At 76.0% G+C, this 18,960-nt stretch carries 12 protein-coding genes and 1 pseudogene; 6 read left to right on the top strand and 7 right to left on the bottom strand.

What is annotated here, in order from left to right; translation table 11 throughout:
* Window positions 1–64 precede the first annotated feature (64 nt).
* The 5 genes from ACIRBY_RS25945 to ACIRBY_RS25925 all read left to right on the top strand — a co-directional run bounded on the left by ACIRBY_RS25945 (window position 65) and on the right by ACIRBY_RS25925 (window position 4,542).
* Window positions 65–1,198 carry a PP2C family protein-serine/threonine phosphatase gene (locus ACIRBY_RS25945; protein WP_403904548.1) on the top strand — a complete coding sequence of 378 codons (1,134 nt, stop codon included), beginning with the start codon at window positions 65–67 and terminating at the stop codon, window positions 1,196–1,198.
* Window positions 1,199–1,420: 222 nt separating this feature from the next.
* A complete protein-coding gene (locus ACIRBY_RS25940) occupies window positions 1,421–2,011 on the top strand; it encodes a hypothetical protein (protein WP_403904545.1) in 591 nt (196 codons plus the stop codon).
* Window positions 2,012–2,117: 106 nt separating this feature from the next.
* On the top strand, window positions 2,118–2,576 hold the full coding sequence (locus tag ACIRBY_RS25935) for a hypothetical protein (RefSeq protein ID WP_403904542.1): 459 nt from the start codon (window positions 2,118–2,120) through the stop codon (window positions 2,574–2,576).
* Between the two features lie 139 nt (window positions 2,577–2,715).
* Window positions 2,716–3,297, top strand: a complete 582-nt coding sequence (locus ACIRBY_RS25930) for a hypothetical protein (protein ID WP_403904540.1) — start codon at window positions 2,716–2,718, stop codon at window positions 3,295–3,297.
* 183 nt (window positions 3,298–3,480) lie between these two features.
* The gene (locus ACIRBY_RS25925; protein WP_403904537.1) at window positions 3,481–4,542 is read left to right on the top strand and encodes a serine/threonine-protein kinase; all 1,062 of its coding nucleotides are present in this window, start codon (window positions 3,481–3,483) and stop codon (window positions 4,540–4,542) included.
* Between the two features lie 42 nt (window positions 4,543–4,584).
* Here the strand turns inward: ACIRBY_RS25925 and ACIRBY_RS25920 are convergent, their stop codons facing one another.
* The 6 genes from ACIRBY_RS25920 to ACIRBY_RS25895 all read right to left on the bottom strand — a co-directional run bounded on the left by ACIRBY_RS25920 (window position 4,585) and on the right by ACIRBY_RS25895 (window position 15,883).
* Window positions 4,585–4,821 carry a response regulator transcription factor gene (locus ACIRBY_RS25920; protein ID WP_403904535.1) on the bottom strand — a complete coding sequence of 79 codons (237 nt, stop codon included), beginning with the start codon at window positions 4,819–4,821 and terminating at the stop codon, window positions 4,585–4,587.
* A gap of 187 nt (window positions 4,822–5,008) precedes the next feature.
* A complete protein-coding gene (locus ACIRBY_RS25915) occupies window positions 5,009–6,967 on the bottom strand; it encodes a SpoIIE family protein phosphatase (protein ID WP_403904533.1) in 1,959 nt (652 codons plus the stop codon).
* A gap of 97 nt (window positions 6,968–7,064) precedes the next feature.
* Window positions 7,065–7,712, bottom strand: a complete 648-nt coding sequence (locus tag ACIRBY_RS25910; RefSeq protein ID WP_403904530.1) for a 4'-phosphopantetheinyl transferase family protein — start codon at window positions 7,710–7,712, stop codon at window positions 7,065–7,067.
* 13 nt (window positions 7,713–7,725) lie between these two features.
* Complete coding sequence (locus tag ACIRBY_RS25905) at window positions 7,726–12,633, bottom strand: aminotransferase class I/II-fold pyridoxal phosphate-dependent enzyme (RefSeq protein ID WP_403904528.1); 4,908 nt, start codon at window positions 12,631–12,633, stop codon at window positions 7,726–7,728.
* A 55-nt stretch (window positions 12,634–12,688) separates the two neighbouring features.
* Window positions 12,689–14,968 (bottom strand): MMPL family transporter, encoded by a 2,280-nt coding sequence (locus ACIRBY_RS25900; protein WP_403904526.1) that lies wholly within the window; start codon window positions 14,966–14,968, stop codon window positions 12,689–12,691.
* Window positions 14,969–15,097: 129 nt separating this feature from the next.
* Window positions 15,098–15,883 (bottom strand): TioE family transcriptional regulator, encoded by a 786-nt coding sequence (locus ACIRBY_RS25895; RefSeq protein WP_403904523.1) that lies wholly within the window; start codon window positions 15,881–15,883, stop codon window positions 15,098–15,100.
* A gap of 69 nt (window positions 15,884–15,952) precedes the next feature.
* Here ACIRBY_RS25895 and ACIRBY_RS25890 point away from each other — a divergent pair, with 69 nt between their 5' ends.
* Complete coding sequence (locus ACIRBY_RS25890) at window positions 15,953–17,176, top strand: erythromycin esterase family protein (protein ID WP_403904521.1); 1,224 nt, start codon at window positions 15,953–15,955, stop codon at window positions 17,174–17,176.
* 431 nt (window positions 17,177–17,607) lie between these two features.
* On the opposite strand, the pseudogene ACIRBY_RS25885 reads toward ACIRBY_RS25890, so the two are convergent.
* Window positions 17,608–18,864, bottom strand: a pseudogene (locus ACIRBY_RS25885) (DUF6777 domain-containing protein); the annotation flags it as partial.
* Window positions 18,865–18,960: the final 96 nt, after the last annotated feature.

Here is an 18,960-nt window from a genome sequence, read left to right as displayed (position 1 = left end):
GCGCCCGGGGGCGACGCGCCGTACGAAGTGGCGGCCGTACGCCCGGGCGAGGCAGGCTGTAGTCATGAGAGCGCCCCTGCGCTCGCCCCCGGGAGCGGGAGACGGCGGCCGCCACCAGGTCCTCTTCGTCCTCGCGGAGGCCCTGCCCTTCGCGATCGCCCTCGTGGTGCTCGTCATCGAGTTCAGCCCCGCGCACGTCGTCTACACCGGCCCGCTGCTGGTCGCCACGCCCGCCCTGGCGGCCGTGACCATGGGCCCCGCGGGCACCCTCGCGGCGGCCGGACTGGCCCTGGGCGTCAGCATCGCCACCGCCACGTACAACCACGCCTGGGGCGGCCAGCAGGTCTACACGAACTTCCTGGCCCTCTTCCTGGTGTCCGCCGCGAGCCTCATGACCAGCCGCGCCGTCCGCACCCGCCGGGACATCGAGCTGGGCCAGGTCCGCCGGATCGCCGAGGCCGCCCAGGAGGTGCTGCTGCGGCCCGTGCCGGCCCGGCTGGGACCCGTACGGGCGGCCAGCATGTACCTGGCGGCCGAGACGGGAGCGCAGATCGGCGGGGACCTGTACGACGCGGTCCAGACCCGGTACGGGGTGCGGCTCATCGTCGGGGACGTGCGCGGCAAGGGGCTGCCCGCCGTGCGGGCCGCCGCCGTCGTCCTGGGCGCCTTCCGGGAGTCCGTGCACTACGAGCGCGACCTGGTGGAGGTCGTCGACCACTGCGGAGCGGCCCTGCGGCGGGACGCGGCCACCGCGAGCGCGGGCCTGGCCGCCGGCGACGACGCGCTCCTGGAGGGGTTCGTGACCGCGCTCGTGGCGCAGATCCCCGACACCCTCCACGTCCAGGTCGTCAACCGGGGCCACCCGCCCCCGCTGCTGCTGCACGAAGGCGGCGTCCGGCCCCTGATGCCCACCGCCCCCCTGCCCCCGCTCGGCCTGGAGGAGTTCATCAGCGGCCCGCCGGGCAGGACGGACAGCTATCCGTTCGCGCCGGGGGACCGGCTGCTGCTGCACACCGACGGGGTCATCGAGGCACGCGACGGCGACAACGCCTTCTTCGACCTCGCCGCGGCCGCCGAGACCCTGCGCGACCGCACCAGGCAGTCCTTCCTGGAGGGGCTGCGCCAAGCGCTGCTGCGCCATGCGCGGGGCCGTCTGGCCGACGACGTGGCGGTCGTCCTCGTCGACCGGCTCGGCTGAGAGCCGGCTTTTATCCGCAGTCCGCGGTGCTGTCAAGTCCCGACTTTCCGGAACGTGACCCTGCCGTGCGCGCTGGGGCTTACTTGAGGTGCGGAAAGGAAACGAGGAAACAGGAAAGAGAAGGAAATCCTCCCCGAGGAATTCCCGCTCGATCCCCCTCGCCGCACCGCCCCGAAATTCCGGGGCCCCTCGATAAATCCCATGCACAGTCAGGAGAAAGTCATGAACCGCAAGTTTGACACCACCGCCGTTCGTCCGCAGCGCCGGGGCTTCCGCCTCGCGACCCTCGCCGCCGCGGCGGCCATCGTCACCGGAGGCGTCGTCCTCCCGGCCTCGGCGGCCATGGCGGCCCCCGCTCCGGCCCACGTGGTCACCGCCCTCCCCGACGGCGGCGGCAAGGGCGGAGACGGCGGTGCGGGCGGCGGCGGTCTCGTCGGCGGCGGCGGCGGCTCGGGCGGCTCCGGCGGCGGCAGCGTCTTCGGCGTCGGTGGAGACGGCGGCAAGGGCGGCAACGGCGGCAACGGCGTCCTCTCGGGCGGCGGCGGCGGTGGCGGCGGTGGCGGCGGTGACGGCGTCATCGGCGGCAACGGCGGCGGCGGCGGCAAGGGCGGCTCGGGCCTCTTCGGCGGGAACGGCGGCGGCGGCGGTGGCGGCGGCGACGGCATCCTCAAGGGCGGCAACGGCGGCAAGGGCGGCGGCGGCGGGTTCGGCGTCTTCCAGGGCGGCGACGGAGGCAAGGGCGGCATCGGCGGCCTCGGCATCTTCGGCGGCTCCGGCGGTGGCGGCGGCGAGGGCGGCGGCAGCATCTTCTGACCGCGGCCCGACGTGACGGGGCGGAGGCCTCCGGGCCTCCGCCCCACCCCCCCTCGACCCCATCCACACCTCTGACACGAACGTTCTCTGAAACGGAGAAACCCCCATGTTCACGATCCCCTTCCAGCGTCCGCTCATCCTGGCCGCGGCCTCCCTGGCCCTCGTCACCGGTACCGCCTGCGCCGCGCAGGCCGCGGTGTCCCACGTCCCGGCGGCCACCAGCGCCTCGGTCCCGGGCCTCCAGGCCACGAACTGCGCGGCGGGCGGCGCGGGTGGCGAAGGCGGCAAGGGCGGCGAGGGCGGTCAGCCCGGTCAGCCGGGCGAGCCCGGGAAGCCCGGCGGCACGGCCTGCCTCGGTTTCGCCGACCTGCCCGACAAGCCGAAGTCGGAGCTGACGGTGGTGGACAGGGTGCGCATCGCGCTCACGGTGATCGCCGACGACTCGAAGGAGCTGAAGGACAAGATCGCCGACAAGTACAAGATCACCCCCGAGCAGATCGACACCTGGAAGAAGCAGTACATGGACGGCGACTGGCTCGGCCTGATGACCGGTCCCGTCAGCTGATCCGGCGAGGCGGCGAGCGGAGACGGAAAGGCTCCCGGGCGCCCCGGCTCGAAGAGAGGCCGGGGCGCCCCCGCACATCCGAACGGAAAAAGAATTCCCACCCGTACTGGAAACCATTCCCCAGCAAGGAAGAAATGCCATGCGTGTACGTTCTTGGAAGCTGCGTCTCGGTCTCGTCGTCTCGACCACCCTGCTCGGCGCCGGCGCCCTCGCGCCCGTCGCCTCCGCCGCCCCGGCCGCCCCGGCCGGCCACACGGCACAGGTCCTCACCGGACACCACGGCTCCGGCTCCGGCTCCGGCAGCCGGATCGGAAAACTCCTGGGCAGCGGATCCGGACTCGGCGCCGGGGGAGTGAACATCGGCAACGGAAGCGTCCGCGTCGGCGACAACGTCTGCGCCGGCCGCTGCAACGGAACGGTCAACGGCACCAACGGCAGCAACGGCGGCGTCTGCGCCGGCCTCTGCAACGGCAGCGCCAACGGCGGCGACGGCACCGACGGCACGCTCGGCGGCAACGGCAGCAACGGAGGCAAGGGCGGCGTCTGCGCCGGGGTCTGCGGCGGCAGCGCCAACGGCGGCGACGGCGGCAACGGCGGGGCCGCGCCGGCCGGGGGCGACGGCGGCGACGGCGGCCGGGGCGGCGACGGCGGCATCTGCGTCGGCGTCGGCTGCGAGACCAGTGGAGGCGGCGGGCGCGGTGGCGACGGCGGCTCCGACTGACCCCCGCCGGCCACCCCTCGGACGCCCTCCGGAGCACCCCGCCCCGGAGGGCGCTGCGCGCGTACGGACCGCCGTCGCCGACGAGGGGCACCCGTGTCGATCACTGGATAGACTTTCGATGAGCGAAGAGCGGCCCGCCGCACCCCCTGTGCGTCCGCGGCGGCCGGGTGAGGGCGGCGCCTGATGGGCACGGCATCCAATCTGCACCTGTACGCGGGCCGGGCCTCCGGGCTCATCGGCCGGCAGATCGCGGGCTACCTGGTCGAGCGCATGATCGGCCGCGGCGGCATGGCCGTCGTCTACCAGGCCAGGGACCTGCGGCTGGACCGCGCGGTCGCGCTGAAGCTGATCGCCCCCGAACGCGCCCGCGACGAGACCTTCCGGCGCCGCTTCACCCACGAATCACGGGTGGCCGCCTCCATCGACCACCCCCACATCGTGCCGGTGTTCGAAGCGGGCGAGACCGACGGCGTCCTCTACATCGCCATGCGCTACGTCTCCGGCCTGGACCTGCGGGCCCTGCTGGACCGGGAGGGCCCGCTCCCCGTCACCACCGCCCTGCGCATCGCCGGCCAGGTGGCCTCCGCGCTCGACGCGGCCCACGACCACGACCTGGTCCACCGGGACGTCAAGCCCGGGAACATCCTGGTCGCCGCGGGCACCGACAGCGACCACCCCGAGCACATCTACCTCACCGACTTCGGGCTCACGAAGAAGAGGCTGGCCCCCACCGGGTTCACCACCGCGGGGGAGTTCGTCGGCACGGTCGACTACATGGCGCCCGAGCAGATCTCCGGCCGCCCGGTGGACGGCAGGTGCGACCTCTACAGCCTCGCCTGCGTGGTCTACGAGACCCTCGCGGGCGGGCCGCCCTTCGGACGCGACGCCGATCCGGCCGCCCTGCTGTGGGCGCACCAGTACGACCAGCCGCCTCCCCTCACCGGGAAGCGGCCGGACATCGCCCCCGCCGTCTCCGAGGTACTGGCCAAGGGCCTGGCCAAGGTGCCCGAGGACCGGTACGCCACCTGCCTGGAGTTCGTCGCCGCCCTGCGCGCCGCGACCGGGACGCCCGCCCGGCGCGTCGACCCGGAACCCGCGGGTGGTCCCCCGCGGACCGCGGGGGACCACCCGGCCACCGAGGTCTCGGCGGTCCCCGAGCCGCCGCAGGAGCCCCCCGCCTGGGCCCTGCCCGTCTTCCGGGCGCAGCAGGACGGCCCGTACGGCGCGATGCCGTACGGGCCGTAGGGCCGGGTTGCGTGGTTCGGGTTCCGGGGTCGGGGCTGCGCGTCAGAGGCCCATCGAGATGGCGAGGCGGGTCAGCTCCGCGGTGGTGTTGACACCGAACTTGGCGCGGATGCGGCGCAGGTAGGCGTCGACCGTGTGCTTGGAGAGGCCCATGTTGCGGGCGGCCTGGAGGTAGGTGCACCCGGCGGCGATGTGGCGCAGCGCCTCCTGCTCACGCGGGGCCAGAGAGGCGGTGGTCGAGGGGGCTTCGACGTGCTCCATGACGAGGGTGAGGCTCATGGGATTTCCTCCGCCGTGTCGGCTCGGTCATCGCTGCTGCTCACACCCTTGGAAGCAGGGGGACATATGTCGGAATATCGCTGTATGTCCTTGATAAAGAGCCTGAAGGCGCCACTTCATGGAGTTGTCCGTCGACTGTCACAGGCGCGTCACAGGGGGTCGGACGGGGGAACCCGCGCCCCGGGCCTCAGAACCCCACGAGGGACTGCTCGGCCCAGATGGTCTTGCCGGTGGGGGCGTGCCGGGTGCCCCAGCGCTGCGCCAGCTGCGCCACCAGCAGCAGGCCCCGCCCGCCCTCGTCGAAGGTCCGCGCGCGCCGCATGTGCGGGGCGGTGCTGCTGGCGTCGGAGACCTCGCAGATCAGCGTGTTGCCCTCGTGGATCAGCCGCAGCTGGATGGGCGGCCGGCCGTATCGGATGGCGTTCGTGACCAGCTCGCTGACCACCAGCTCCGCGACGAACGAGGCCTCGTCCAGCTCCCACGCCGTCAGCTGTTCGGTGGTGTACCGGCGGGCGTCCGCGACGACCGAGGGGTCGGACGCCAGGTCCCAGGCCACGACCTTGTCGGCGTGCAGGGCCCGTGTCCGGGCGATCAGCAGCGCCACGTCGTCGTCGGGACGATGGGTCAGCAGGGCCGTCAGCACCCGGTCGCAGACCGTGTCCAGGGTCGAGGCGGGCCGGGTCAGGGCCCCGAAGAGGGTGTCCAGGGCCTCGTCCAGGTCGTGCTCGCGGGCCTGGAGCAGGCCGTCCGTGTACAGGGCCAGGAGGCTGCCCTCGGGCAGTTCCACCTCCACCGTCTCGAACGGCAGGCCCCCCAGGCCCAGCGGCGGGCCCGCCGGTACGTCGAGCAGGTACACCGAGCCCTCCGGCGACACCACCGCGGGCGGCGGGTGCCCCGCCCGCGCCACCGTGCAGCGGCGGGTCACCGGGTCGTAGACCACGTACAGGCAGGTCGTGCCGATGCCCCCGGCGGACTCCTCGGGCACCTCCGGGTCGGCCTCGTCGGCCGACAGGTGGATGATCAGGTCGTCGAGGTGGGTGAGCAGCTCGTCGGGCGGCAGGTCGACGTCCGCCAGGGTGCGTACGGCGGTGCGCAGCCGGCCCATGGTCGCCGAGGCGCGGATGCCGTGCCCGACCACGTCGCCCACCACCAGCGCCACCCGCGCCCCGGACAGCGGGATCACGTCGAACCAGTCGCCGCCCACGCCCGCCTCCCCGCCGGCGGGCAGGTAGCGCGAGGCGATCTCCAGCGCCCCCTGCTCGGGCAGCGTGTGCGGGAGCAGGCTCCGTTGCAGCGTCATGGTGGTGGTGTGCTCGCGCTGCTCCCGGGCGTGCGGCTGCGCCTCCGCGGCGTCGTGCGCCGGCCCGGCCGTGAGCTCCTGGGCCAGCCGCAGGTGCTCCGGGTGCGGGGTGCCCTCGGCCCCGCGGCGGTCGTGCGCGGCCAGGCACACGGCCCGCACCCGGCCGTCCCGGTCGCGCAGCGGGGCCAGCGAGGTCTCCCAGGCCTGCTCCCGGTCCTCGCCCGCCGGGGGGACGAAGGCGGTCAGCCGCTGGGACTCGCCGGTCTCCACCACGAGCCGCATCCTGCGCTCCGTCTCGTCGCTCACGGGGTCCGGGGCGATCTCCGGCAGCCGCAGCCCGCGCATCTGCTCCTCCGTGAGGGAGAGCGTGCGCTGCATGCCGGCGTTCGCCCGCAGCAGCCGCAGGTCCGCGTCGAAGACCGCCAGGAAACAGGGCGACTGGGCGAAGGCCCACTCGTTCAGCGGAGCGTCCCAGGGCTCCTCGGCCGGACCCGCCACGGCGGACACCACGCTCCATTTGACGGTCCCGCCCGTGGACGTCCAGCGGTGCGCCAGCAGCGGTACCTCGACGCGCCGGCCGTCCCGGTGCCGCAGCGCCACCGTGCCGCTCCACCGGTCCTGCTCCGGACCGATCCGCGTGCCGGCCCCGCCCTCCTCGGCCAGCAGCCGGGCGGCGGGCCGTCCCACGACCTCCGAGGGCGCGTAGCCGAGGAGCCGGGCGGCGCCCTCGCCCCAGTCGGTCACGACGCCGTCGTCACCGATCGTGGCCGTGGCGGTGTACGCCGCCCCGCCCGGGGCGCTCGTCTGCTGCGGCCGCTCACCGGGAAAGGTGGGAAGTTGCGCCATCGCCGCTCATCTCGCCCTCGCTAGTCCGGCCAGGGTGCTCCACTGACAAGGATGATCCGGCCGGGCGGGGAGCACCAACGCAGTACCGCCCGCCGCGTCACGGGTGCGCGAGGACGAGGGCCACGACCGCGTCCCCGGCCCGCCAGGCCATCGCCCGGCGCGGGCCGCCGAGCGCGGGCGGCCGCAGCCCCAGGAGCGGGATCCGGCGCGGGGCCCCGCCGAAAACCCCGCTGCGGTCGGCCTTGACGGCGGCCTCCTTCAGGGCCCAGGCGCCGGCCAGGGCCTCGTCGCGGTCCGTGCCGACGAGGGCGAGCTCCCCGGGGGAGAAGGCGTGGCCCGCGACCCGGCGCACGGTGTCCGCCGAGGCCGTCTCGCACAGGTCCACGCCCACCGGCTCCGGTGCCAGGGCCGCGGCGGCGTGGCGGGGGGTGTGGCTGACGGAGACGTGCAGGGAGGGCAGCGGACGGCCGCCGACCAGCAGGTGCGGGCTGCCGTCGTCGCGGGGGAGGACCTCCACCTCCCGCGCCCGCGCCCCGACGAGCTCGCCGGCCAGGCGCTTGGCGAGCAGCCGGCCGGCCATCCACTCGGACCGCCGCCAGGCAGGGAGGGCGCGGGCCACCCGCTGTTCGGCCGCCGAGAGGCACAGCGGCAGGTGGGTGAGGTCGGGGCGGCGGGCCACGAGGAGCCCCGCGCCGCCCCAGCGGTGGACGAGGCCCGGTGCGAGCGTCCGGAAGACGGTGTCCATGGCGGACCCCCGTTCAGGCGGCGGCCGGGGCCGCGTCGGGGGCGTCGGGGGCGTCGGCGCCCGCCGCGTCCGGCCGGCGCAGCTCCTGCGCCAGCGCGGCCACCGCCCGGCGGATCTGGTCGGGCGTGTGGTCGCGGGTGACGAAGAACCGCAGCCGGGCCAGCTCCTCCGGGACGGCCGGATGGAGGATGGGGTTGACGCTGATGCCCCGCCGGAAGAGGGCCTGCGCCAGGCGCAGGGTCCTCACCGAATCCCCGACGACGCACGGGACGACGGGCGTGTCGTGGCTGTCCCCGATGTCGACGCCCGCCTCGCGCGCGAGGCGGGCGAACAGGGAGGCGTTCGCCGCGAGCCGGGTCACGCGCTGCGGCTCGGCCCGCAGCAGGCGCACCGCGGCCAGGGCGGCGGCCGTGTCGGCCGGGGTCATGCCGGCGCTGTAGACGAACCCCGGAACGGTGTAGCGCAGGTAGTCGACCACCTGCCGGCTGCCCGCGACGTAGCCGCCGCAGCTGCCCAGCGCCTTGGACAGGGTGCCCGCCCAGAGGTCGACGTCCTCGCGGTCGACGCCGTGGTACTCGCCGATGCCGCCGCCCGCCGGGCCGATCGTGCCGACGCTGTGGGCCTCGTCGACCATCAGCAGCGCACCGTGCCGCCGCTTGACCTCGATGAGGGCGGGCAGGTCGGCGATGTCGCCGTCCATGCTGTAGACGCCCTCGACGACGACGAGCACCCGCCGGTACCCGTGTCGGACCTGCCCGAGGAGGGCGTCCAGGGCGGCCGCGTCGTCGTGCGGGAACGGCCGTCGCGTGGCGCCGGAGAGCCGGCAGCCCTGGAGGATGCTGTCGTGGGCGAGGGCGTCGTGGACCACGAGGTCCCCGGGGCCGATGAGGTGCCCGATGGTCGTGACGTTCGTGGCGTGGCCGTTGGCCAGGGTGAGGGAGGCCGCGCAGCCGAGCAGGTCGGCCAGTTCCGCCTCCAGTTCCAGGTGGAGGGGGCGGCTGCCGGAGAGCAGCCGGCTGGCCGACACGGAGGTGCCGAAGCGTTCCACGGCCTCCCGGGCGGCGGCCGTGACCCGCGGGTCCGTGGCCATGCCGAGGTAGTTGTAGCCGGAGAAGGAGAGGAGCTCCCGGCCCCCGACCACGGTGGTGTCGGTCATGCCGCCCTCGTGGACGAGGAAGTACGGGTTGGCCAGCCCGGTCCGGGCGAGCAGGGCGAAGCGCTCTCCGTGGGCGACGACCTCGGGGAAGCGCTCGATCCGCGTGTGCGCCTCGGGTACCGGGCCGGGGTCCGGGTCCGGCGCCGCTTCGGCGGCCGGGCGCACGGGTGCGGGTGCCGGTGCCGGTGCGGGGGTCGGGGCGGCGTCCGGCACGGGGGTCGGGGCGTCGTCCGGTGCGGGGCCCGGGGCCGCGTCCGCGATCATCGCGGCCAGGCCGGCGACGGTCGGCCGGTCCGCGGCCGTCTCGTCGAACGCCCACTGCGGCCATTCCCGGGCGAGGGCGGTGAACAGGTCGGTCAGCATCAGCGAGTCGAAGCCGAGGTCGTCGACCAGCAGCTGGTCCCCGCGCAGATGGTCGACGGGGAAGGCGCTGATCCGGGCCACCTGCGCGAGCACGGACGCGGTGGCCGCGTCGACCCCGCCGGCCGGTGCGGAAGCGGGGTCCCCCGGCGCCGGCGCGCGGGCTCCGGACGGGGCCACGCTCCCCGCCGGGGCGGGCACGGGCTCCTCGCGGACCGGTTCCGGGGCGGGCGCCGCGGGCGGGGCGGAGGGCGCCGCCGGTACGGGACCGGACGCGGCCGCCCTGCGGTCCGGTGACGGGGCGTTCCGGGTCGCGGCTGCGGGGTCCGGTGACGGGGCCTCCCGGGTCGCGGCCGGGGCGTCCGGTGCGGGGGGCGGCGCGGGGGTGGCCGCCGCCCGCCGCGTCTGAGCCCGGGGAGCCGGTGCGGGGCCGACCGGAGCCGGTGCGGGGCCGGTCGCGGCCCGGGGCTCCGGGGTGGTCCCGGGGGTGCGGGGCGGGGCGGGGAGGGCGCCGGTGAGGTGGGTCAGGAGGGCGACCTGCTGGCGGATCAGCCCGAGGAGCTCGTACGGGGTGTCGTCCGTCGGCCTCCCCCCGGTGGGAGCGGGCCGCGGCGGCGGGACGGGGGCCTCGGCGCGGCCGTCCTCGGCGGGTGCCCCGGGCACCCAGTACGACCGGGTGTCCAGACCCGCCGGGGGCAGGTCCAGCAGACGGCGCTCCTCGGCGGGGACCAGGCCCCGCGGGTCCACCGGAACGCCCAGGACCGCGAGCCGGGCCAGGGTGCGCACGAAGCCGCGCCCGTCGTCCCCCGCCGCGGCCGCCTCGTCGGCGGCGAGGACGTGGACGTCGTCGTGGTGGTAGAGCGTGCGGCGGACCGGGGTGAGCAGCGAGCCGCCGCCGCTCACCTGGAGGAAGACGCGGGCACCCCGGTCGTAGGCGGTGCGGACGGCGTCGGCGAAGCGGACCGGCGCCGAGGCGTGCCGGACCCACAGTCCGCGCAGGACGGCGGGGTCCGTGCAGGGCTCCGCGTCCACCGTCGACACGAACGTCAGGGCGGGAGGGGCGACCCGCAGCCCGGCGAGGGCCGCGCGCACCTCCTCCTCGGCCGGGGCCACCAGCGGGGAGTGGAAGGCCCCCGCCACCTCCAGCGCCGCCGTGACCACCCCGGCCCCGGCGCAGGCCCGCCGCAGGGCGGCCAGGCCCTCCGCGGTGCCGCTGACCACGGTCTGCCGCTGTTCGTTGAAGCAGGCGAGCCACACGCCGCCGATGCCCTCGACCAGCCGCCGGCAGGTCTCCTCGTCCGTCTGCACGGCGAGCATCCCGCCCGGCGGACCGCTCCGCGCGGCCCGCCGCAGGGCCGCGCCCCGGGCCGCCAGCAGCCGTACGGCGTCCTCGCCGGTCAGGGCCCCGGCCGCGGCGGCCGCCGCGAACTCGCCGACGCTGTGGCCCAGGGTGAGGTCGGGGACGACGCCGCAGTCGGCGAGGAGGCCGGTGGCGGCGAGCTGCACGGTGCCGAGCACCGGCTGGCAGACATCGGTGGCGGTGAGCCGCCGCGCTGCCTCCCCGGCCCCGCCGCGGGAGCCGGCCGTCCCGTACAGCAGGGCGGCCGCGTGGTGTCCGGCCACGGCGCCCAGGGTGTCGACGGCCGCGCGGAAGGCGGCGTACCCCTCGTACAGGCCCCGCATCATGCCGGGCCGCTGGCTGCCCTGGCCGGGGTAGAGGAGGGCGATCCGGCGCCGGGCCGCCGGCAGCGGGGCCCCGGCGGCGAAGGCGTCGTCGCCGAGGTCGCCGAGGGCGCCGTCCTCCAGCTGCCGCCGGGCCCGGCGCAGGCGCTGCGTGAACTCCGCCGTGTCGGCGGCCACGATCGCGAGCCGGGCCTTGAGCGGCTCCCGCGCGCCCAGGGTGTGGGCCAGAGCCCCGAGCGGGGGCCGGTCCGCCGGGTCGAGGGCCTCCAGGGTGTCGAGCACCTCGCCGATGTGCCGGTCCAGCAGTCGCACGCTGCCGGCCGACAGCAGGACGAGCTGGGGCGCCGGGCCCGCGGCGCCCCCGGCCCGCACGGCCGGGCGGACCGGGGCCGGCTCGGGCCGCTCCTCCAATACCACGTGGACGTTGGTGCCGCCGAAGCCGAACGAGCTGACGGCGGCCCGGCGCGGGGCGTCCCCGTCCGACCACGGCAGGGCGGTCCCCGCGAAGCGCAGCCCGGCCGCGGCGACGCCCAGGTCCGGGTGCGGGGCGGTGCGCGGCTGCGGGACGATCGTGCGGTGGTGGACGACGAGGGCCGTCTTGATCAGGCCCGCGATGCCCGCCGCCGACAGGGAGTGCCCGATGAGGGCCTTGCCCGAGCCGAGGTAGCACAGGCCGGGGTCGTCGTCCGGCCACTCGGTGCGCAGCCGCCGCAGCGCCTCGATCTCCGCCCGGTCCCCGGCGGCGGTGCCGGTGCCGTGCGCCTCCAGGAAGCCCACCGCGGACGGGGGGAGCCCCGCGTCCTCGTAGGCCCGGCGCAGGGCGCGCAGCTGGCCCTCGGCGGTGGGGACCAGGGGCCCGGGGGAGGCCCCGTCGTTGGCGGAGCCGATGCCCTTGATCACGGCGTAGACCCGGTCCCCGGCGGCGAGCGCGTCGGCGAGGGGCCGCACGACGACGGTCCCGGCGCCCTCGCCGAGGACGAAGCCGTCGGCCTCCTCGTCGAAGGGGCGGCACACCCCGGTGGCGGACAGCGCCCGCAGCCGGGAGAAGCCGACCAGGCTGTCGGGCGTGAGGCTGAGGTAGACGCCGCCGACGACGGCGATCCGGCAGGTGCCCCGGTGCAGCTGGGCGATCGCCTGGTCGAGGGCGACCAGCGAGCCGGAGCAGGCGGCGTCGACGGCGAGGCTGGGCCCGCCGAGGTCGAACTGTCGGCTCACCGTCCCGGACGCCATGTTGAGCAGGCTCCCCGGGAGGCCGAAGGACTGCACCGCGCCGGAGCGCGGCGCCCGCCCCTCCGCGGCCGGGGAGGCGGTGCGCAGGGGCGCCGCCATCAGGTCCTTGTAGTCGGACACCGAGATGCCGAAGAAGACCCCGGTGTTCTCGCGGTCGAAGTCGCCGCGCCCCATCCCCGCGTCGTCGAGGGCCTCGCGGGTGACGTCGAGCATCAGCCGGTGCTGCGGGTCCATGGCCCGGGCGCGTGCGGGGGGCACCCCGTAGTGGAGGGCGTCGAAGCGGTTCACCCCGTCCAGGAAGGCGACCTGGTCGGTGTACGCGGCGCGGGGGGCGGAGCGGTCGCCGGGCGCGTGGAAGTCCCGGTGGTCCCAGCGTTCCGCGGGGACGGCGGAGAACTGGCGTTCTCCGCTGATCAGGAGCTTCCAGTAGGCGCGGGCGTCGCGGGCGCCCGGGAAGCGGCAGCCGAGTCCGGTGATGGCGATGTCGGTCATGGCGGTCTTCCTTCGGTCTTCCGTGTCGTGGTCACGGGGCGGGGTGTGCGGGGGGTCAGGGCAGTGCGGGTCGCGGGGGCGCGGCCAGGAGGGCCCGGGTGGGGCACCGGCCGGCCGTCGGTGGCGGCCGCGGCGGTGGGCGGGACGCCGGGCGCGCCGCGGTGACGGGCCAGGGAGCCCACCAGTTCCAGGCGCCCGCCAGCCGCATCAGGGCCGGTACGAGCACGCCCCGCACGAGGGTGGCGTCGAGGAGGACGCCGAGGCCGGCGCCGATCCCGAAGAACTGGAGGAGGGAGACCCGCGAGGTGCCGAAGCCGAGCAGGGTGAAGGCGAGCAGGGCGCCGGCGGTGGTGACGATGCCGCCGGTGCGGGCGATGCCCGAGACGATCGAGGCGGAGTTCCCCTCCCCGGCCTCGTGCGCCTCCTTGATGCGCGCGAGGACGAACACCTCGTAGTCCACCGAGAGTCCGAAGACGATGCAGAACAGCAGCACCGGCATCGTGGTGCTGAGCGGACCGGGGGTGAAGCCGAGCAGGCTCCGCAGATGGCCCGACTGGAAGACCCACACCATCGCGCCGAGGACGGCCGCGAGGCTCAGGGCGTTCAGCGCGATCGCCTTCAGCGGCAGGAGCAGGCTGCGCGTGAAGCCGAGCAGCAGGGCGAACGTGGTGAGGGAGATCAGGTAGAGCGCGAGCGGGAGCCGCGCCCCGACCGTGGCCTTGGCGTCGACCAGGACGGCGCTCGGCCCGCCGACGAGGACGGAGGCGCCCGCCGGGGCCGGAGTGGCGCGGACGTCGTGCACGAGCCGCTGGGCGGCGCTCGACCGGGGGTCCGACAGCGGCACCACGGAGAGCCGTTCCGGGCCCCCGCCGACGGCGCCGACCCCGCCGGACCCGGAGCCCGGTCGGGAGGCCGGCCCGGTATCGGGCCCGGAGGCGGCCCCTGGGGCGGGTTCCGGCAGGCCCTGCCGGAACCCGCCCCAGGGCCCCACCACCCGGGCCGCCTGCGGCAGCCGCGACAGCCTCAGCGCGTAGTCGGCCCGCTCCGACGGGGACACCGCGCCCGTCAGCACCACCGTCAGCGCGCTCGCGCCCTGCGGGTCGAACCCCTCGCGCACCAGGTCGCCGGTCTGCCGGGCGGACGAGCCCGCCGGCAGCGCCCGGTCGTCCGGAGTGGCGAAACCGGCGTGCGCGAAGGGCGCGGCGAGCACCATCAGCAGGCCGATCACCGGCAGCGCCGCCAGCAGCGGCCGGCGCACGACGAACCGCGCCAGCCCCTCCCACAGGCGCGAGCGCGACCCGGAGCGCACCCGCCGGCGCCAGGGCACCGGCCAGGCGTTGACCCGCCCGCCGAGCAGTGTGAGCAGCGCCGGCAGCACCGTCACGGCACTGACCGCCGCGATCGCCACCACGGCGATGCCCGCGTACGCGAAGGAACGCAGGAAGTACGGGGGGAAGACCAGCAGCGTCGCGAGCGCGGCCGCGACCGTCGCGGCACTGAACCCGATGGTGTGTCCGGCCGTCCGCACCGTCCGCACCGCAGCCTCGCGCGGGGCGTGTCCGGCGGCCAGCTCCTCGCGGAACCGGGAGACGACCAGCAGCCCGTAGTCGATGCCCAGCCCCAGGCCGAGCGCCGTGGTGAGGTTCAGCGCGAACACGGACACGTCGGTGACCGAGCCCAGCAGGCCCAGCACGAGCAGCGTCCCGGCGATCGCCAGCACCCCGATCAGCAGGGGGAGCGCCGCGGCCACCACACTGCCGAACACCAGCACCAGCAGGACCAGCGTTCCCGGCAGGACGACGGCCTCGGCCCGCTTCAGGTCGGACTCCGAGACGTCCTGGAGCTCGGCGTCCACGACGGCCGCACCGCCGACCCGGACCGTCAGGGGCGATCCGGCCCCGCCGGGGCGGGTGCCCAGCTCCCCGGCCAGCCGCCGGGTGTGCTCCGCGAGCCGCTCCCCCTCACCGTCCAGGTGCGCCACCAGCATGGCCGCGCGGCCGTCCCGGCCGCGCAGTTGCGGCGCCCCCGCGGACCGGGACCAGTACGAGGACACGCCGCTCACATCGGGCTCGGCGGCGAGCCGCGCGGTGAGCGCCTCGCCGGCGCCGCGGGCCGCCGGGCCGTCGACGGAGCCGGAGGCGACCCGGGCGACGAGGACCAGGTTCGGGGCGGCTCCCGCCCGCCCGGCCGCCACCCGGGCGGCGCGGCTGGACTCGGAGTGCGGGTCGTCGTACCCCTGGCTCTTGAGCCGGCCGGCCGCTCCGGCGCCGAACACGGCGGACAGGACGAGGAAGACCAGCGCGGCGAGGAGGACGAGTCGGGGACGGCGGGTCACGCGGTCCCCCGCACGACGGAACATGAGGCCTCCGGTCCGGACGGTCGCTCCGGCACCCGCACGGGTGCTCGGGGCGGTGGATTTCCACCGTGCCCGGGGGAGGGACGGGGCCGTAGCCCCGGCTGTTCGTTACTTGACAGGCCCGCGGAGGTAGGCCTCCAGCTCCGCGGCCCCCGCCAGCAGGGCCCGTCCGCGCGCCGACAGCCGGGCGCGCCAGTCGCCCAGCGCGGCCTCCAGCGGCTCCAGTCCGCCGGCCCCCCGCACCCGTTCGAGCAGGGGGGCGATCTGCTCCAGCGGGTAGCCGCCCCGCCGGAGCTGGTGCGCGAGCCGGGCGTCCCGTACGGCGGCCCCGTCGTAGACGCGGTACCCGGTCAGCGGGTCGCGGCCGGGGCGCACCAGTCCCGCCGCCTCCCACGCGCGCAGCGTCGCGGGCCGGATCCCGAGCTCCCTGGCCAGCGGCCCGATGAACCGGCCTCCCGCCGCGCCCGCCGCGCCCGCCGCGGTGCCGGCCGCCGTGTGCCCCGCCGCCGCTTCCTCCGGCGCGCCCGCCGCCGTACCCGGCGCGGACGCCAGATCGCGTACGGCCCGCTCCACGGCCTCGAGGGTCCTGCGGTCCTCCAGCAGCTGGGCGTGGCTCTGGTCGATGAGGCGGAACGCCTCGTCGACCGCGCGCCGGTTCACCGCCCGCATCACCGCCGACGCCGTCGCGTGGCCGTGGCCGGGGACCAGCGCCAGGAACGCGGACAGGGCCAGGGCGTGCACGGGGGTGTAGGCGCGGTAGCCGGCGGGGGTGCGGGCGGCGGCCGGGAGGACCCCGGCCTCCTCGTAGTTCCTGACGGCCTGCGTGGACAGACCGTGCGCCCGCGCCAGATCGACCGGCCTGAGCTTCCTACCCGTTTGAAGGTTCTCTTCCACACGGCCGAAGATAGCAGGGGCACGACCGGCAAAAGTTTCCACCGAAGCTTCAACGATAGCGTTGAAGGCATGGCAAACGGCATCAAGGACACCACGCACCCCGTCGAGGCCGCCGCCCTCCTGCGGCTGCTCGGCACCCGGCCCCGGCTGCTCGCCCTGGGCGAGCCCACCCACGGCGAGGACGCCCTCCTCGACCTGCGCAACGAGCTCTTCCGGCAGCTCGTCGGAGAGGAGGGCTACCGGACGGTCGCGATCGAGAGCGACTGCCTGAAGGGCCTGGCCGTGGACGCGTACGTCACCGGGGGCGCCGGCGCCCTCGACGAGGTCATGGAACACGGGTTCAGCCACGGGTTCGGGGCCTCCCCCGCCAACCGCGAGCTCGTACGGTGGATGCGGGAGTACAACGAGGGCCGCCGAGCCTGCGACCGGGTGCGCTTCGCCGGGTTCGACGGCCCGCTGGAGATCACCGGCGCCGCGAGCCCGCGGGAGGCCCTCACCGCGCTGCACGGCTTCCTCGCGGCGTCGGTGGACCCCTCGCTGCTCCCCTGTACGGCCGGCACGCTCGACCGCCTTCTCGGGTCCGACGGACGCTGGACCGACGAGGGGGTGATGTGGGACCCGGCGCTGTCCGTGGGGCGGTCGGCCGAGGCCCGGGAGCTGCGGCTGCTCGCCGACGACCTGGTGGAGCTGCTCGACGAACAGACCCCGCACCTGATCGCGGCCGGCTCGCGGGACGACTGGCACCGGGCCCGCCTGCACGGCCGCACCGCCACCGGCCTGCTGCGCTACCACCACGCCATGGCCGACGGGTCGCCGGCCCGGATGACCCGGCTGCTGGGCGTGCGCGGCCGGATGATGGCCGGCAACCTCCTCGCGCTCGCCGACCGGGGCCCGGTCCTGGCCTTCGCGCACAACGCCCACCTCCAGCGGGAGAAGAGCGCGATGAGGATGGGCGGGGCGCCGCTGGAGTGGTGGAGCGCCGGCGCGCTGGTGAGCGCCCGTCTCGGCCGGGAGTACGCCTTCGTGGCCACGGCCGTCGGCACGATCCGCCGGCACGGGGTGGACGTCCCGGCGCCGGACACCGTCGAGGGTCTCCTGTACGCGCTCCCCGAGGACCGCTGCCTGGTGGACGCCCGCCGGCTGGTCGCCGCCCTGGACGGTACGCCGCCCGTACCGCGCGTCTCGCCCTGGTTCGGCTACGCCCCGCTGGACCCGGACCGCCTGGCCGGGAGCGACGGACTCGCCTTCGTCAGGGACCTCCCGCCGCAGGCCGGGCCGCGGCGGGAGGTCTGACGGACGGGCTAGTAGCCGTTCTGGTTCTGGTTCTGGTCGTTCTGGTTCTGCTGGTTGTTCTGGTTCTGGTCGCGCTGCTGGTTCTGCTGGTTCTGCTGGTTCTGCTGGTTCTGCTGGTTCTGGTCAGGGGCGGGCGGTTGGGTCGGCGGGGCCTCCGTGGCGGGCGCGCGGGTGGCCGGCGGCGGAGTGGGCGGTGCCTGGGTCGGCGCCGGTGCCTGCGTCGTGGGCCGTTCCGTGGCCGGCGGCTGGGTGGCCGGGGGCTTGACGGCCGGCGGCTCGGTCGCCGTCTTCGGGGTGGTCGGGGCCTCGGTGGCCGAGGGCACCGGGGCGGGGGCGGTCGGGGTCGGGGTCGGCTTCAGGGCCGGCGGGGTCTCGGTCGCCGGGGTCGGCTTCGGGGCCGGTGTCTCCTTGGTCCCGGTGGTCGGGGTGGGAGTGGCCGGGGTCTCGGTCGCCGGCGAGGGGCCCGTGGGCGTCGGCGTGGCCTTCGGCGGCTTCGCGCCGGGCGTCTGCGTCGACGGGGGCTCGGTGGTCGGCGGCTTGGTCGACGGCGGCTTCGTGCCGGGGGACTGCGTGGTCGGCGGCCGGGTTCCCGGGGACTGGGTTCCGGGCGTCTGCGTTCCGGGCGGGTACGTTCCCGGCGTCCGCGTTCCGGGCGGGTACGTTCCGGGCGGGTACGTCGTCGGCGGGGGCGGCGGGGTCGTCGGCCAGTGCCGGGGCGGGGGAGGGGCCGGCTTGTCGTGGTGGACCTGGTCACCCGTGTACCGGTGGACCCACTGCTTCTCGTTCTGGTCGTAGAGGACGAAGACGTTGACCGGCCGGGGCGCGCGGTTGACGACCACGACGTTCTGCGGCTGGTACCCCGCCCATCGGTGCCCCGTCTGCCGCGGCGTGCCCGGTTGCGGCACCACCCGGCTCAGCGGGTTCCCGCAGGCGCACCGCACCTTCGGCTCCCCGTACTTGTCCACCAGCACGGCCGTTCCGGCCTGGAGCACGGACTGGTAGCTGGTGGCCACGCCGTCGCGGTAGCCGTGGTTGGTGACCCGGGTGTCCGAACGCAGCTGCACGGGCGTCAGCGACCGCAGGTAGCTCGGTACCGCGGACTCCTGCACCCCCACGACGGAGGCGAAGCTGCGGTTCTTGGCCGGGTCGGCCGACAGGTAGCGGATCTGCTTCTCCACGTCGCAGGCCGCCGTGTTGCGGGTGCCGCCGTAGAGTCCGGGCTCCGAGCCCGCCACGCTCGCGAGGGTGTCCTTCCGGGCCGGAGCCGTACTGGGCGCCGCCGCCGGCATGGACGCGGTCGTGTTCGCCGTGGACGGGGTGTACGGGTCGACGCCCGCGTCGTCCGTGGGCTGGAGGATGACCTCGCCGGCGCTCGCCGTCTGGCCGCCCGGGCGGCCGAGGACGACGGCCAGGACGACCGCGACGACCACGGCGGCGGTGATCGCCGCGATCCGCGGCACGGAACGCCACCAGGGGCGGTGGCCGTCGCCGCCGGAGGGCGGCGTCGGGCCGCCACCCCCGCCCCCGCCCCCGCCCCCGCCGGACGACGGACCGCCCGGGCCGGACGGGATTCCCCCGCCGCTCGTGGGCTGGGGCGGCGGGGGGCCGGCCTGGTCGCCGGACTGGCGGCCGGAGAGGGGGCCGGAGGGCGGACCGGTGGGGCGCTCTGACAGCGGTTCGGAACTCACATTCCCCTCCCACCGGGCGGGTGCAGGAAAGGCGAAACCCGAATGAGGTGCATGGTTTATGCAATTTCATTCGGTTTTCACACCGTTAGCGCCCAT

It is taken from the genome of Streptomyces sp. NPDC096136 (genome assembly GCF_044763325.1).
Taxonomy (GTDB): Bacteria; Actinomycetota; Actinomycetes; order Streptomycetales; family Streptomycetaceae; genus Streptomyces.
This window is presented reverse-complemented; position numbering and strand designations above follow the sequence as displayed.